This is a genomic window from Dialister micraerophilus (assembly GCF_947090205.1).
Taxonomy (GTDB): Bacteria; Bacillota; Negativicutes; order Veillonellales; family Dialisteraceae; genus Dialister; species Dialister micraerophilus.
The window spans coordinates 1-17051 of record NZ_CAMUNF010000006.1 but is presented as its reverse complement, the minus strand read 5'-3'; the positions used below and the strand labels follow the sequence as shown (position 1 = coordinate 17051).

Annotated in this window: 15 protein-coding genes; 13 read left to right on the top strand and 2 right to left on the bottom strand. The window is 36.2% G+C overall.

Going from position 1 to position 17051, the window contains the following annotated elements:
- Positions 1-67: 67 nt before the first annotated feature.
- From P6922_RS04250 to P6922_RS04215, 8 genes are all read left to right on the top strand, one after another.
- Entirely contained in the window at positions 68-298 is a 231-nt protein-coding gene (locus tag P6922_RS04250) for an RNA helicase (protein WP_276874604.1), read from the top strand.
- Positions 299-301: 3 nt separating this feature from the next.
- Entirely contained in the window at positions 302-826 is a 525-nt protein-coding gene (locus P6922_RS04245) for a phosphatase PAP2 family protein (protein WP_276874603.1), read from the top strand.
- 1 nt (position 827) lies between these two features.
- Positions 828-1868: a WYL domain-containing protein gene (locus tag P6922_RS04240; protein WP_276874599.1), complete on the top strand. Its 1041-nt coding sequence runs from the start codon at positions 828-830 to the stop codon at positions 1866-1868.
- A gap of 1 nt (position 1869) precedes the next feature.
- Positions 1870-2601: a DUF2953 domain-containing protein gene (locus P6922_RS04235; RefSeq protein ID WP_276874598.1), complete on the top strand. Its 732-nt coding sequence runs from the start codon at positions 1870-1872 to the stop codon at positions 2599-2601.
- Positions 2594-3028, top strand: coding sequence for a GerW family sporulation protein (locus tag P6922_RS04230; RefSeq protein ID WP_007554766.1), 435 nt, complete (start codon positions 2594-2596; stop codon positions 3026-3028). Before P6922_RS04235 ends, P6922_RS04230 begins: the two co-directional genes overlap by 8 nt.
- 85 nt (positions 3029-3113) lie before the next feature.
- Positions 3114-3530, top strand: a complete 417-nt coding sequence (locus tag P6922_RS04225) for an OmpH/Skp family outer membrane protein (RefSeq protein ID WP_276874596.1) — start codon at positions 3114-3116, stop codon at positions 3528-3530.
- A gap of 160 nt (positions 3531-3690) precedes the next feature.
- Positions 3691-4341, top strand: coding sequence for a fructose-6-phosphate aldolase (gene fsa / locus P6922_RS04220; protein WP_276874593.1), 651 nt, complete (start codon positions 3691-3693; stop codon positions 4339-4341).
- Between the two features lie 52 nt (positions 4342-4393).
- Positions 4394-5740, top strand: coding sequence for an MATE family efflux transporter (locus P6922_RS04215; RefSeq protein ID WP_276874591.1), 1347 nt, complete (start codon positions 4394-4396; stop codon positions 5738-5740).
- Positions 5741-5806: 66 nt separating this feature from the next.
- On the opposite strand, the gene potE (P6922_RS04210) is transcribed toward P6922_RS04215, so the two are convergent.
- A complete protein-coding gene (potE, locus tag P6922_RS04210; RefSeq protein WP_276874588.1) occupies positions 5807-7123 on the bottom strand; it encodes a putrescine-ornithine antiporter in 1317 nt (438 codons plus the stop codon).
- A gap of 827 nt (positions 7124-7950) precedes the next feature.
- Here potE (P6922_RS04210) and greA point away from each other — a divergent pair.
- The 4 genes from greA (at position 7951) to potE (P6922_RS04190) (ending at position 14246) form a co-directional block, all read left to right on the top strand.
- A complete protein-coding gene (gene greA, locus P6922_RS04205) occupies positions 7951-8439 on the top strand; it encodes a transcription elongation factor GreA (protein WP_007554814.1) in 489 nt (162 codons plus the stop codon).
- 103 nt (positions 8440-8542) lie between these two features.
- Complete coding sequence (gene lysS, locus P6922_RS04200) at positions 8543-10045, top strand: lysine--tRNA ligase (RefSeq protein WP_276874586.1); 1503 nt, start codon at positions 8543-8545, stop codon at positions 10043-10045.
- Positions 10046-10671: 626 nt separating this feature from the next.
- Positions 10672-12855: an ornithine decarboxylase gene (gene speC / locus P6922_RS04195; protein WP_007555172.1), complete on the top strand. Its 2184-nt coding sequence runs from the start codon at positions 10672-10674 to the stop codon at positions 12853-12855.
- Positions 12856-12935: 80 nt separating this feature from the next.
- Positions 12936-14246: a putrescine-ornithine antiporter gene (potE, locus tag P6922_RS04190; protein WP_276874585.1), complete on the top strand. Its 1311-nt coding sequence runs from the start codon at positions 12936-12938 to the stop codon at positions 14244-14246.
- A 447-nt stretch (positions 14247-14693) separates the two neighbouring features.
- Here the strand turns inward: potE (P6922_RS04190) and P6922_RS04185 are convergent, their stop codons facing one another.
- Positions 14694-15614, bottom strand: coding sequence for a LysR family transcriptional regulator (locus P6922_RS04185; RefSeq protein ID WP_276874583.1), 921 nt, complete (start codon positions 15612-15614; stop codon positions 14694-14696).
- A gap of 127 nt (positions 15615-15741) precedes the next feature.
- On the opposite strand from P6922_RS04185, the gene P6922_RS04180 reads away from it, so the two are divergent.
- Positions 15742-16329, top strand: coding sequence for a 3'-5' exonuclease (locus P6922_RS04180; RefSeq protein ID WP_276874582.1), 588 nt, complete (start codon positions 15742-15744; stop codon positions 16327-16329).
- Positions 16330-17051: the final 722 nt, after the last annotated feature.

Genomic DNA, 17051 nt, shown 5'->3' with positions numbered 1-17051 from the left:
TTATTTATGCTTGCCTTTATATTTTCTTTTTAGTACCATTGAAACGATGAGACATGGAGGAAATACAATGAAACTGAGAGATTTGTTACTTGTACTTGTACTGATTTATGCCGGATACAGAATAATATATGGAAACGGGTTTACGACAGTTAATCTGTTTTTGGTTTTATGTTCGGTAATTGCGGTAATATCAACCGTTTTGGAACGCAGCGGATATTTTGAAAAAATGCGCAAGGAAAAAGAAGAATACATGAAAAAAGAAGAATTGCAAAGTCGGGAAAACGGCAATCGGGAGTAAAATTTGGATATAGAAACATACATAGTAAAGAAAGCGAATGAATTTGCAAGAAGTAATGAAAAAAGAATGAAAATTACAAAGTATATTGCAAAATACGGACATTTGCTGTTTGTAATTTACGGAGCTATATACTTTCTGCTGCCCGGAAGAACACAGAGGGAGAGGCGGAAAAATTGTATTTCGATTCTTGCTTCGATATGCATAAGTTCGATAATTTCTTTTTTTATCGGGAAAAAATTTTATAGAAACCGTCCGTTTGTAAAAGATAAAAATATAAAAGACATAACAAATCATAAAGCCAACGCATCATTTCCGAGCAATCACACGATGAACGGCGCAATAGTATTGATGTATCTTTTGAAAGAAAAAGCACCGTTTTCAAAAATGTTGGTACCGATTTGGCTTGCAATGTCCGTTTCACGTGTTTTTGCAGGAATACATTATATAAGTGACTTGGCGGGCGGAGTATTTATTGCAAGCGTGGTATATAAAATAAAGGAACTTATATTTCAAAATAAAAGAGGCTGAAATGGAAGCACATGAAAATACCGGTAAATCTGCGATGCTGCATATAGCGGAAATACTTATACACGGCTCCGATGAGCGGCATCCTTTGTCGCAACAAAAAATTTTGGAAATATTGAAAAATAAATGCAATGTAACGGTCAATCGTAAAACTGTAGGTAAAAATCTTACACGAATGAAAGAAACGGGTTGGCCGGTGGAATGCAGGCAAGTGATGCGAACCATGAACGGGAAAAAAGTACCGCTCACATTGGATTGGTATTGGAAACATTATCTGTCACATGATGATTTCAATCGTTTATCTGAAATGCTTTATTTTTCACATAATTCTCCGACACAAATAAAGAAAATTTTGACGAAAATAAAAGAATTTCAGTTCCAAGGTGAAAATGAAGAAAAAGTATTTATAAAAAATATTCCCAACAATAATTACAGTTCAAGCGACTTGTCCAAATCTTTGCAAATTGTATCGGATGCGATAACCGGTAAAAAACGTATTGATTTTTCATACATGATTTATGATATTGACGGAAAACTGAAATCCGATAAAAATGTCGAAGGCAGCGACAAAATTTATTCTGTAAGTCCATATCTTATAGTTGCAAGTGATGGAAGATACTATCTTTTGGGCAATGAAGACGGTAAAGAAAGTGTAAATTTTTTCACAATGGAACGTATGGCAAATATAAAAATATCTGCATACGATGCAAGAGTTCAGAAAACTGTAAACGCTTTTAAAAACGGAGTGAAGTTAAATGAACTTGTCGGAGTTTATCCTGAAATTTATGTAGGTAATGAAGATGTATGCGTATGTGAAATAGCACCTGAATTTCTGACTCGTGTAATTGAAGTTTTCGGGAAATCCGTACATGTAACGGAAGTAACTCCAAATAAAATAAAAATTGAAATAAAAGCATTTGTATCGGCGGTTTACGGTTTGGCAATGAGAAATTCATCTTTCGTGCGTGTAATTTCTCCTGCCGATTTGGTAAAAAAAATACGTGACGATGTAAAAAATCTTTCACGTATGTATGGAGGAGTGTAGTATGTGGCTCGGTATTGTAGCAATTGCAGTAATCGCCATAATATTACTTATACTTATCATTCTTGCAATTCCTTTACGTTATCGTATTTTTGCGGATAACGAACATATATGTATAAAAGGAAGTTGGTTATTCGGCATTTTAAGTAAGAAATATGAAATAAATTTTTCGAAATTTATCGAAAGCAATATTGAAAGTAAAGACAAAGAAAAAAATTCAGATGTCGAAAAAGATGAAAATTTTATTGAAGATACGATAAAAAACACTGAAAATGTAGAAAAAAATCTTGAAATGAAGGATAATGAAAGTACGAAGTTTTCCGAAAGAGGTGCAAAAGAGGAAAAGAAAGAAAATGATTCGTTTAAAGAAAAAAGCGAAAAAATCACTTTTATGGATAAGCTTCGTTTTGCGACAAAAAACGGAACGGTGCGCATAGTATTGAAAAGTTTGAAAAAACTTCTCTACATAAGTAAGCCTTATGAAATGAATGTATCCGGAAAAATAGGATTGGGAGATCCTTCCGATACCGGAATACTTGCCGGAGCAGCTTATGCGATTTTTCCTAATTTTGCCGTAGAGATAGATTGGAAATATTTGGAAAAAGTTTTTGAGTTGAAGGCAAATTGCAAAGGTTCCGTAATGCCGCTAAAAGCGATTTGGATTATAGGGATAGCTTTCATATCCAAGCCTGTTCGTGAATTTTTGTCATATACAAGGGGGAAAACCGATGAATGATGAATTGAAGAAAGAATTGTTTAAGGAATTCAAAGATTTGATTACTACTGAAACGGTAGTAGGTGAACCGGTTTACTTGGGTGATACCGTTATAGTTCCTTTTGTAGAAATTTATTTCGGATTCGGCAGCGGTACGTCAAAATCTTCAAACGGCAGTCAAGGATTCGGAGGCGGCGGAAAAGTTGTTCCTACAGCGGTTTTGATTATACATGGAGAACGAGTGGAAATATTCTCCGTAAAAAATGCCTCACCCGGAAATACCGTAGATCGAATAATCAATTTGGTTCCTGATTTGATTTCAAAATTCAAAAAGAGAAAAGACAAAAAAGACAAAGTACGTGAAGCGGCATTGGAAGAAGCTCAAAAGGCAATGCGTGAAGAAGCGGAAACTGCCGCACTGGAAGCGAAAACAAATATTAAAGAGTGATTTAAAAATATTGACAGAGTTTAATATTATATAATATAATGTTGTATGTTCAAGCATTTTGTAATGCCTGTAAGGAGGATATTATATGAAGATGAATAAATTGGTAGCCGTTGTGGCAGCCGGTATGATTACGATGGGTGCAGCTGTTTCAGCTTCAGCAGCCGGAGTAGGATATGTAAACGTAGCAGCATTACTTCGCGCACATCCGAAATTTGAAAGAGCTCAACTCGAACTTCAGAGCACTGAACAGAAATTGAGTGCAGATTTCGAAAAGAACGCAAAGAACAAGACACCTCAGCAGCAACAGCAGTTGCTCGGAGAAGCACAGAGACAATTGGCAGAAAAGCAGCAGTCATTAATGGCTCCGATTCAGCGTGATATCGTAAATGCGATTAAGTCGGTTCGTAAAGAAAAAGGATTGGATATCATTATCGATCAGGCAGCTGTAATTGACGGCGGTGAAGATGTAACTGCAGTAGTAGCACAGAAAGTTGCAAAGTAATTAATGAATAAAATTTAAAAATGCACATCCAGGTGTGCATTTTTTGTTTTCTGAAATTATAAAATTTTAAAATAAATAAAATTTGTTTTTAGTATATACTTTTTAAAATTTGTGTTAATATAGATAGGTAAAAATGAAAAGTAAAGAGAGATGAGATATTATGAAGTTTTTTATCGACACTGCAGATATAAATTTAATACGTTCGGCTGTTGAATTGGGATTTATTTCGGGTGTTACAACAAATCCGTCATTAATTGCAAAAGAAGGTGTAAATTTCCACGAAAGAATAAAAGAGATTTCAGAAATAGTAGACGGACCGATTTCAGCGGAAGTTTTGTCGGACGATGAAGAAGGAATGATGAAAGAAGCGTTGGAGCTTTCGGCAATTCATAAAAATATCGTCATAAAAATACCTATGACCGAAAACGGAATGAAAGTTGTTTCTAAATTGAAGAAAAAAGGTATAAAGACAAACGTTACTTTGGTATTTTCCGCAAATCAGGCATTACTTGCAGCACGTGCAGGAGCATCATATGTAAGTCCGTTTGTAGGACGTATTGAAGATATCGGCTGGGACGGTGTGGAACTTATAAGTAAAATTTCTGAAATTTTCAATTTTCATGATATAGATACGGAAATCATCGCCGCTTCAATCAGAAAGCCTTTGCATTTGGAACAATGTGCACTTGCCGGTGCAGATATAGCTACCGTACCGTATAAAGTGCTTATAGATGCGTTGTACCATCCGCTTACGGAAAAAGGGATAAAAAAATTTCAAGAGGATTACAAAAAAATTCGTATTCATGATTGATAATAACGAAATCGTCTCGAACGGGGCGATTTTTTATTTAAGAAAGGTATATATGGAATTCAAACAAGATTTGAAAAAAATTGCGACTACCATGATTCCGGTGCTTATAGCACAACTTTCAATGGTAGGGATGAACTTTATGGATAGCACGATGAGCGGTCATGTAAGTGCGGATGATTTGGCGGGAGTTGCGGTAGGAGCAGGATTGTTCATGCCCGTACTTACATGCTCATTGGGGATTTTATCCGCATCTACACCGATAATTGCACAATTGGTAGGTAAAAAAGAAAATGAAAAAATACCGTATGTGGTAAGAACCGGTATTTTGCTTGGAATAATTATCGCACTTATATTTGCAACGGCATATGTTCTTTTTATAGACAATATAATGAACGCACTTGCGCTTACACCGCCGGTAGAGAAAATTGCAAGAATGTACTTACTTGCAATGGTAGTTGCAGTATTTTTTCAAGCACCGCTCATATCGATACGAGCATTAACGGATACCGTTCAAGGTACTGCATTGTCCATGAAACTTTTTTTAACGGCACTTCCGGTAAACGGACTTTTGAATTACCTTTTTATTTTCGGTGCGTTCGGTATGGAAGGATACGGAGGAGTAGGAGCCGGAATTGCAACTGCAATTACATACATGCTTGTTCTTGGCATGTTTTTATTTGTAATACGACAAGATCCCGTATTTCAAAGTAAAAAAATATTTTCAGGTTTAAAAACTTACATACGTGATTGGAAAGAGTATTGTGAAATAGGAATACCGAACGGACTTGGAATATTTATGGAAACAAGTCTTTTCGGATTTTTGATAATATTTATGGCGAAATTCGGTACCGTTGCAATCGGTTCGTATCAAGCGGCACTTAATTTTTCAAACTTGATATACACCATACCTCTAAGCTGCTCTATAGCAATGACTATTTTGATAGGAGTTGAAGTAGGTGCGGGAAGATACAAAAAAGCGAAAAAATATGGAAGATGCGGAATTGCACTCACACTTGCAATTGCGGTAATTACACTTATATCGACAATAGCATTTCGAAGTTATATAGCAAGACTATATTCAAATGAAGCCGAAGTTTTGGAATTAGTTGCACAATTTCTTATATATTGCGCATGTTGGCAAATGTTTGATGCCGTAGCTGCTCCGATACAAGGTATATTGAGAGGGTATAAGGATGTAAAAATACCGTTTATTATGATGGTGATTGCATATTGGTGCGTGTGTCTTCCTGTCGGATTGATTATGGATCACGTATTTAATCACGGACCTTTTGCATATTGGCAAGGACTTGTAAGCGGAGTCGGCGCATCTGCAACATTACTCACTGCAAGACTTATATACTTGGAAAGGAAATACGGAAAATTTAAAAGTACAAATTAATATACGAAATAAAAAAGTCGTTCACTAAAAAAGTCGTTCACTCGTTAAATGTGAACGACTTTTAACTTATACATGAGAAATTTTTATGTTGTTGTGAAATCTTTTTTTGATATAGAAAATTATAATGCCTATAATTGCGACAATTACTCCGTCACCGATTATACTCCAACCGCAACCGTAAATTGCATAAATGCTATATACTGCGCCGATAAATGCGGAAAAGTTTGTCAGACCGCGTTTGCTTTTCTCTATACCTTCTATTCTTTGCATCGCAGGAACGGATGCCATTGAAAGTACATAAGGTATAAGGTTTATGGTTACCGCCAAATTAATCAAAATGTTGAATTGATTAATCAAAGTAGGACTTATAGTCATCAAAGATAAAACCAGTTGAATGATAAGTACGGTAAAGATAGACATATAAGGAGCGCCTCTTGAAGTTACTTTTTGCAAGTAATGCGGGAAATGTCCGAGCGATGCCGAATTACGCACGACTTCGGCAATTGTGAATTGCCAAGCAGTTAAAGAAACGAAACATGAAACGACCAACATGCAAGAAACGATATGACCTGTAGTATTACCCATCATTGCCGCATAAGCAAGTCCGAAAGGAGCATTTGCACCGATAAGTTCCGTATAAGGTACGATACCTCCGATAATTGCAGTAGACAAAGTATACATAATACCTGCAAGCAATGTTCCGGATAAAACTGCGATAGGAACGTTTTTTTCAGGATTTTCAACAGCCGAGGAATTTGCACACGCAGTTTCAAGTCCCAAGAAAGACCAAAGAATAATTGCAATAGAATCTTTCAATGTTACGATAAACGGTAATCCTTTAGGATTCCACGCCTGTATGTAAGTGTCCATACTGAAAGAAGTGAATCCGAACAAAAGTAATCCTATAATAGGAATCATTACACAAATTACACCTATTGAACCGAAACGTCCGGTACCTTTTGACCCCAAAAAACTTATGGAAGCCGAAAGTATAAGAACAACTATAGTAGTCAAACAAGATCCTACAGGCGAAAGATTCCAACCGAATACATAAGAAGCATAACTTACAACACCTATAGAAATAGCTATATTTGCGATAATAAGAGAAATCGTATAGGTGAAATTGGCAAGGAAATTGCCCAATTTACCGAAACCGTACTCTGCATAACCCCCTAAACCGCCGCCTTTTTTGTTGTACATACCGCATTTTGCAAAAGCATAAGCCAAAATAGTAGCTCCTAAAGAAGCCAAAATCCAAGCGAATATTGAAATAGTACCTATTTCGGCGAGCTTGGAGGGCAGCAAAATTATTCCCGAACCCATCATATTGATAGCAGTAACGGTAGTCAGCTGTAAAACACTCATTTTTTTTGCGTTAGCCATAATACCATCCTTCTTTCCTTCAAGTATGCGAAAAGCGAAATAATCAAATAGAGAGTATCGCTAATTCACGTTATTGCTAAAGCAATATAACATATAAAAAAAGTTGATACAATACTTATTTTGAAGAGAAAAATGAATAAAAAATCTAATTTTTTTTTTGAGAACAGAAAACAGAGAATTTGGAAGAAATGGGAAGACAAATTTAAAAGTCAAAAGAATAAAAGTGTCATAAAACGGAATTTTTATGCAATAAAAATTAAAAACATGCGAGAAAAACGGAAAGAATATACAAAAAGAAATAAAATCTGAAAAATATTTCAGTGTTAAAAAAAACTTAAATAGCTTTATTCAGCTTAAAACGAGCATAAAAGGCTTAATATTAAAATATAACCGTATGAAAAGTTGAAGAGATATTTTTTTATACAAACATAAAAAATTTTTTATAAGAAAAAAATTTGCTTTGTGTGAAAATAAAGAGAAAAGAAGATAAAAAGTAGTAGTTATTTGCATACATATACAAAATGTAAAACATTTGAAATCAAAAAACATTTTTATTTTAATTTTGAGTAAAGTAAAGAAATACGGAGTAAAAACGAAAAAAAGCGATAAATGTAAAGAAAAATGAAAAAATATTTTTCAATGTAAGCGTTCAACGTAAATGAATCATATAAACATGTCGGAAAATGTATTAAAGACGTTATTCATATTAATAAAAACCGGAGGATTTTAATATATTTGTTGACTTTTGAGGTTCTTTTGTTTATACTTAACTACAATATTAACGGTCGATGATTCGAAAGTATTCTTAATGAAAAGGAGAAATTGCTATGGCTGATATGCAACGCACGCTTGTCACCCGTGAAGGGCTTGAAAAAATGCAAAGAGAATTGGACGAGCTTCGCTCTAAAAAGCGTGGCGAAGTGGCACAGCGTTTAAAAGAAGCCATTTCAATGGGAGATCTTTCGGAAAACTCCGAATACGATGATGCAAAGAATGAACAGTCTTTCGTTGAAGGTAGAATTTTGGAACTTGAAACGAAGATCAGAACTGCAGTACTTATTTCTCAAAAGAAAAAAGGCGGCAGAGTGGATTTGGCATCAACTGTCACCATACAGGATATGAGTGACGGTTCCGAAGAGACCGTGACCATTGTAGGAAGCACGGAATCAGATCCGTTTGAAGGTAAGATTTCAAACGAATCTCCGGCAGGACGTGCACTTATGGGCTCAAAGTTGGGAGATATCGTGGAAGTTGATGCTCCTACAGGTATTATTAAGTATAAAATAACAGGTATCGACGGTGCGAAAGTCAAATGAGCCTTACGGCTCAGATTAAATTAAACTCGGATATGAAAAAACACGTTCAACAGAACGTTAGTCACTTAATTAGTTATGTATTGTAAATAAAGGAGTTTTTATTATGTCAAATAACAGAGTTAACGATACCAATGAACAAAGAGAAATTCGAATTGCAAAGTTAGATCAGATTCGTGCATTAGGATATGAACCCTTCGGTCAGAAGTTTGCATTTACGCATCGTGCTGCAGACGTTTTGGAAAATGCTCAGGCATTGGAAGAATCCGGTGAACATGTAAGACTTGCCGGACGTTTGATGCTTATTCGTGACCACGGTAAGACTGCATTTGCAGTACTTCGTGATGACAGAAGCGACATTCAGCTTTACTTCCGTAAGGATGAACTTACAGAAAATGAATGGGCATTGTACAAGCTCTTGGATATGGGAGATATTATCGGAGTTGAAGGTACGGTATTCAAGACACATACCGGAGAAACTACGATTCGTGTTTCCACATACACAATTTTAACTAAGACATTACGTCCGATGCCTGAAAAGTGGCATGGACTTACAGATAAGGAACAGCGTTATCGTATGAGATACGTAGACTTGATTTGCAATCCGCAAGTTAAGGATACATTTATCAAGAGAACGAAGATGCTCAACGCTATTCGTAAGTGGTACACCGATCACGGATTCTTGGAAGTTGAAACACCGGTATTGCAGCCGTTGTACGGCGGTGCAAATGCTCGTCCGTTCGTTACACATTTGAACGCTATGGACATGACAATGTACTTACGTATTGCACCGGAACTTTACTTGAAGAGATTGGTTGTCGGCGGTATCGACAGAGTGTTTGAAATTACACGTAACTTCCGTAATGAAGGTATGGATGCAAAGCACAATCCTGAATTTACAGCTATGGAATCATACCAGGCATACGGTGATATCGAAGATGCAATTCATCAGACGGAAGAAATTGTTGCGGAATGTGCAAGAATTTGCTACGGTTCTACAAAGTTTGTATACGAAGGTGTTGAATTGGATGTAACTCCTCCGTGGCCGCGTCTTACAATGTCGGAAGCTGTAAAGAAGTACACAGGCGAAGATTTCGACGCTGCAAAGACATTGGAAGAAGCACGTGCAATTGCAGATCGTTTGAATGTAGAATATGGTGAATACGAAGGTCCGGGTAAGATTTTGGCAGATGTATTCGATGAATACGTTGAAGACAAGCTCGTACAGCCGATTCATATTACACGTCATCCGATTGAAGTTTCACCGTTGTCCAAGCTCAGTGCGGACGACCACAGATTCACAGACAGATTTGAATCTTACATCTTTACACGTGAACTTGCAAACGGATTCTCGGAAATTAACGACCCGATTGATCAGCGTAAGCGTTTCGAAATTCAGCTTGCAGACCGTGACGATGACGAAGCACATCCGATGGATGAAGACTTTATCAGATCTTTGGAATACGGTATGCCTCCGACAGGCGGATTGGGTATCGGATTGGATCGTCTCTTTATGCTTATGACAGGATCACATAGCATTCGTGATGTAATATTCTTCCCGACAATGAAGCCGGAAGGTTACGGTGAAGACGAAGAAACTGAAGAATAACCAATATAAGAGCAATCGTAATAATAAACGATTGCTCTTTTTTTATGCAAAATTTTTGTGTATTGTGTTTTGTACGTAATGTGTTTTATGTAATAAAAGTTTTGAAATATAAAAAATTTTCTGCTTGTACAAGAATTTATGAATTTTATTTATAATTGCTTAATATATACGAGAGTGATTTATACTATATGCGAATTTATTGAAACAAGCTTGTATAAAATTTATAAATAAAGAATATTGTATGAAGTGATATAGAGAATAATTATAACTTCGAAGTTATGTAAACACGGAATTTTTATAATTTCAATTCAATCTTAAAATGTAAAAGTCAGTAAAATAGGGGCTTTAAAGGAGATATATTATATCTAAGATATTTTCAATGTATTGAGTGTTATTGTGATAAATAATTCATAATTAATTTCTATCAATTATATTTATACATTATTTTTGTTGTCTTTAGTGTACTAATAATAGAAAATGATTAAAAAATAACATTTAAAAGTATTAGTCAAAGAAGGCTATTTTATGATATCTTAATTACAGATGAGGTTTTCAGAAAACTCTTAAGAAAGTCTTATCTGTTTTATGCGCATAAAATATGGTGTTTTATTTCAAGGAGGAGTACGATGAAAAAATTGAAATTGTCCTATTCGGATAAAGCTCGCGAACTGTTTGAAATTAGAACAGCACGTGAAATCGTTGATTTAGCTAAAACCGACTTCTTGGACATTGCAACAATTGTCATCACAGCTGATGATGAAGCTTTGTTGAAACCGGCAGTTGCAGAATTTAAGATTCCGGTATTCTTGATTGCAGAAGCAGGAAAACCAATTTCTGATGAATTATTGTCAAAAGTTTTCCGCGTAATTGACTTGGATAAATCCGGAGTTCAGTTCTACAACGACCAGATTGAAAATGCGGCTACAACATATGAAAACAAACTCTTGCCGCCATTCTTCAAAGCATTGGTAGACTTCGTTGAAGCAGGTTTCGGTAACTATGCTACACCGGGTCACCACGGTGGACAATATTTCTGTAAGCATCCGTCAGGAAAAGCTTTCGTTGATTTCTTTGGGGAAAACCTTTTCAGAGCAGACTTAAGCTCCTCTGACGTTCAGATGGGTGACCTCTTGATTCACGAAGGTGCTCCATGTGATGCTGAACAGTATGCAGCCAGCGTATTTAAAGCTGACAAGACTTACTTCGTATTAAATGGTACTTCAGGCTCCAACAAGGTTGTATTGAATGCAGCTCTCGCTCCAGGCGATATCATTCTTTACGACAGAAACAACCACAAATCAATTTCTCAGGGTGCTTTGGTACAGGCAGGCGCTATTCCGGTATTCTTGGAAGACGCTCGTAACCCGTACGGCTCCATCGGTGGTATCAAGAGTCACTGCTTCGAAGAAGACTACATCCGTAAGCTCATTGCCGAAAAAGACCCGGTAAAAGCTAAGGAAGAACGTCCGATTCGTATCGCAGTTATTCAGCTCGGAACATATGACGGATGTATCTACAACGCTCGTCAGGTAGTAGATCGTATCGGTCACCTCTGTGACTACATCCTCTTCGACTCTGCTTGGGTAGGATATGAACAGTTCATTCCGATGATGAAAGACTGCAGCCCGATGCTCTTGGAACTCGGACCGAATGACCCTGGTATTTTCGTAACTCAGTCCGTTCACAAACAGTTGGCAGGTATTTCAATGGCATCTCAGATCCACAAGAAAGACCGTCACATTAAGGGACAGGACCGTTACATTCCGCACAAACGTGTAAACAACGCATTTATGCTTCACGCATCCACATCACCGTGCTATCCAATCTTCGCATCCTTGGACGTAAACGCTAAGATGCACGAAGGCAAAGCCGGAATTCGTATGTGGGTAGACACAGTTAAGAACGCAATTGAAGCTCGTAAGGCTGTATTGCGTAACTGCAAGTACGTTCGTCCGTTACTCCCGAAAGAAGTATATGGAAAGAAATGGGAAGACGGCGACACCGAAAAGATGGCAAACGACTTGGAATACTGGAAACTTACACCGGGTGCTAAATGGCACGGATTCAAAGGCTATGGCAAAGATCAGTATTTCGTAGACCCGATGAAACTCCAGTTCTTGACAGCAGGTATCAACATCGAAACAGGCGAATATGAAGAAAACGGTGTACCGGCTAACGTTATAGCCAACTACCTCCGTGAAAACGGAATTATTCCGGAAAAGACGGACTTGAACGCAGTTCTCTTCGTTCTTACACCGGCTGAAACCAAGTCCAAGATGGATGACTTGATTGCTAAGCTCGTTCGTTTCGAACAGTTATACGAAGCAGATGCTCCGATGGAAGAATTACTTCCGAACATCTATGCAGCAAACAAGGATGTTTACAAAGGATTCACAATTAAGATGCTCTGCCAGAAGATGCACAACTTCTACAAAGACAGAAAAGTTAACGTTCTTCAGGAACGTCTCTTCCACGCAGACTACTTACCTGAATGGGCAATGACAGCTCAGCAGGCAAACTTCGAATTCGTAGCAAACCACGGCGAATTGATTCCGTTGGATCAGGCTCAAGGCAGAATCGCATTGGAAGGTGCGCTCCCGTACCCGCCAGGAATTCTGACAATTCACCCAGGTGAAAGATGGTCTGAAACATGTGTTAACTACTTCCTCGCATTGCAAGAAGGTATTAACTTGTTACCGGGCTTCACACCTGAAATTCAGGGTGTATACCTCGAAACTGAACCGGACGGAAGCAAGAGAGCTTACGGCTACGTTTTGAAGAAAGAATATGACCCGAAATTCCAGAAATAATCTGAATTTTAAGTGTTAAAATATCTGATGATCCGGCCGAAAGGCCGGATCGGAAGATATATACAAGGAGATTTTATATCATGGCAGAAGCTAAAAAGATGAACGTTGTACAGTTAACGATTATCACTGCTGTTAATATGATGGGTTCAGGTATTATCATGCTCCCGTCCAAGTTGGCACAGGTAGGTGGATTGTCAATTGTATCTTGGTTGGTTACAGCAGTAGGTTCTACATTATTGGCTTACGCATTCTCAAAATGCGGTATGTACAGTAAAAAAGCCGGCGGTATGGGTGGATATGCTGAATATTCATTCGGAAAATCCGGTAACTTTATGTGTGGTTTCACATATGGTATTTCATTAGTTATTGCAAACATTGCTATCGCTATATCCGCGGTTGGTTACGGCTCTACATTCTTAGGTATTTCATTAGACCCGATTAGCACATGTATAGCAACAATTGCAGTACTTTGGATTACAACACTTGCAAACTTCGGTGGTGCAAGCATTACAGGTCGTATCGGCTCAGTAACAATTTGGGGCGTTATCGGACCGATTTTCGCTATATCTATCTGTGGATGGTTCTTCTTCTCCGGAGACCAGTACGCAGCTAACTGGAACTACAACAACTTGCCGCTCGGAGAAGCAGCAGTTAACGCTATTACAATGACACTCTGGTCCTTCTTGGGATTGGAATCTGCATGTGCAAACGCAGACGCAGTAGAAAATCCGGAAAAGGCAGTTCCGATGGCAGTTCTTATCGGTACAATGGGTTGTGCAGTTGTATACATCGTTTCAACAAACGTTATGTTCGGTATGCTTCCGGCAACAGAACTCGTTAAGAGTAACGCTCCCTTCGGATTGGCATTTGCTACAATGTGGGGCGGAGTTGCAGGTAAGACAGTAATGGGATTGATGACATTAGCATGTATCGGTTCCTTACTCGGATGGCAGTTCACAGTTGCAAACGTTTTCAAGGGATCTGCAGATGTAGGATACTTCCCGAAAGTATTTACAGAAGTTACTTCCGCAGGTGCACCGATTAAGGGTATGATTATCCTCGGTATCGTTCAGACACTCTTGGCTTTGATGACAATCAGCCCGAGCTTGAATGAACAGTTCGAACAGTTGACAAACTTGGCGGTTATTACAAACTTGGTTCCGTACATCATGTCCATGGCGGCAGTATACGTAATCATGAAGACAGCCGGCAAGAGTGGAACAAGCGAAATGAGCAAGTCCATGGTTGCAGCAGTTCTCGGTGTAATCTACAGCTTGTACGCTTGCTACGCATCCGGATTCGAAGCTATGACATACGGTGCATTGGTTACCTTCTTAGGCTGGCCATTCTACGGATTCATTGCAGACAGATTCGAAATGAAAAAAGACTAACAGTCTATGCAAGAAAATTAAAGACCATCAGAAATGATGGTCTTTTTTTATTTATATGAATATTTCTTATTATTGTAATTATTGAGATTTTCTTTGTAAATGCAGGAGTAAATCAATTAACGAGTATGATTAATTCAAGCATTTATAAATAATGAGAATTTTTTATAAGGATTCGTTTTGATTTTAATATTTCAAAATTTATTTTGTAATTGATATGGTATATTATTTATTTGTTTTCAGTAAATAGGAGAATATAGTTGCATAATTCCGATGTTGTTTTTATTTTTTATGTTTATATAAGGTTATTTTAAGTGAATTGCATTTTGGCAATTTATAGGGTGTTTAGTTAATTATTTATTTTGTCGGATGGTGAAACTAAAACGGTTGTGATTTTATTTATAAATAAAAATTGAGTAAGAAAATATATTCTTACTCTTTATATATCGGTTAATCATTTTTATTACTTATTATAAGGTTGCCGTGTGCATATTTAGTGAAGTTGTTGCAAATATAATTTTTCAGGAGCAATGCCGAATCGGACATATTGTCGGAGTTTTTCCATTTCAGCATTATATCTCTTGTGCAAACGGGATCGGAAATCGGAATGAGAGTTATTTCGGAGTTACAGAATCGACTCCATGTAATTTTAGGGATGAGTGCGATTCCAAGTCCTACACGTATAAATTCACTGATTGTTTCCGGACTGTCGCTTTCGATTGCAATTTGGGGGTTAAATCCTACTTTTTTGCAATAGTAATTTACAATTTCTCTTAAAGCTTGATTCGGATAGGAACAAATAAATTTATGCTCTTTGAAATCTTTTAATTTTGTTTCTTTCATTGTTGCAAGAGAACTGCTGCTTGGTACTGCTAGTAATAACGGTTCGGTAAACAGTGAAATTGTATTTTTTTCTTTCTTGGGATTTATTGCAGAATAAATTTCAAGATCTACTATATCCTTACTATGGTCGCTGATTGAAGTTTCCGAAACGGAATAAATTTTTATGTTAATTTCAGGATATTGTATTTTAAATTGTGATAAAAATTCAGGCAAAAGTTTGGAGGCGGAACGTATTGAAAGTGATACGGTTTTTTGTGAATGTTTTTCAATCATCGTTATTTCTTTTTGAAAAACTGAAATTTCATTAAGTATCGTATTTGCGTGTGACAAAAATTTTTCTCCGTAAGGTGTAAGCAGCATTTCATAACCGTTATACATTAAAAGCGGAACTTTTAGTTCTTTTTCCAAATTTTTTATAGTTCTGCTCAGTGAAGACTGCGCAATATTCAATTCTTTTGCAGCTTTAGTAATATTTTTATGCTTAACTATTTTTTTAAAATAAATAAGTGTGGTAAAATTTAATTTCATGAAAGCCCTCTCTTTAACTCTGAAGTTTCTTATATAAGTTTACCACATATTACAATATAAAAACTATAATATATGTTTAGTTACTATGTGATAAAATATTATTATCGATATAAAAAAGGGGTACTATATGAAATATACGGCTATTGATTTTGAAACTGCATTTTGGGGGAAAGGGAATGCGTGTTCGTTGGGTATTGTAATAAGTGACGGAAGTAAATTGACAGATGAATGGTACGATCTTATACGTCCTGTACACTTAAATTTTGATGAAGAATGTATACGTGTGAACGGAATCCATCCTGAAGATGTAAAGGATAAACCGGAATTTCCTTATTTTTGGGATAAAATTTCCGGTCTTTTAAACGGCACGGTTGCTTTTGCACATAACGCGCCTTTTGATTTCGGTGTGCTTGCAAATACTATAGATCGATACGAGTTGCCGGATATAAATTTTTGTTGGGGCGATACTGTGGAAATTTCACGTATTTTGTGGAAAAAATTGCCTAATCATAAATTAAATACCGTTGCCGAGTTTTTAAATTTTGAATTCAATCATCATCAGGCTTTGGATGATGCACGTGCGTGTGAATGGATTGTACGTCATGCCTTACTTGAAACCAATTCTTCAGATCCTTGTGAAATGATGGAGAAGATAGGTTTGAAATTGAAACCTTTTGAAATAAAGCGTACGAGAAAGCAAACTTCATTATTTTGAATATCAGGGTTATAAAAAATAATTATATGTGTTTTTTGCGACTTTTCTAAAAAGTCGCTTTTGTATTTATATGCAGATGTTTATATAATCACGCATTGAAATATAATTTAATAATAATTTGATTAAAGGAAATATAAACATTTTAATTATTTCAGTTGGGTGCTTATTTTATAAAAAACAAATATTTTAAACGATTTTATTGCGATTTGATTTCAATGTATTAATACGTAAAATGTTATAGTTTTATTTAATTGATAATAAAAAAGTAGAATTAGATAGATAAAAGATCATTGGTTTTATTATTGATTTTTTTTAGTTTTAAATTTGGAAATTCAGTTTTCAACTGATTAAAAATTTCGGTATAGTGATATTGTAGGAGCTTATTTTATGGCGATAGAAAGCATTAATTTTTGAGTAAAAAATATAAAAAATTAGAACAATTCCGACTTTTTGCAAGATTATTCATCAAATAAAAATGTTATCGCTTTTTAAAAATAACCATTTTGTTATGCTAAAGATATGATAACTAAATAGAATACATATTCAGTATTAGTAATAGTAATAAATATTGATTATCATGATTATGGATAAAGCAATAATTATTTGCTTTAGACGTAGTGGAACGGTAGCGCGCGCAAATTACTGTAAACTAAATCTATAGTTATTCGGGAGGTCATTGATTTGAAGCAGTTTAAGATTGCATATTCAGAAAAAGCTTTAGA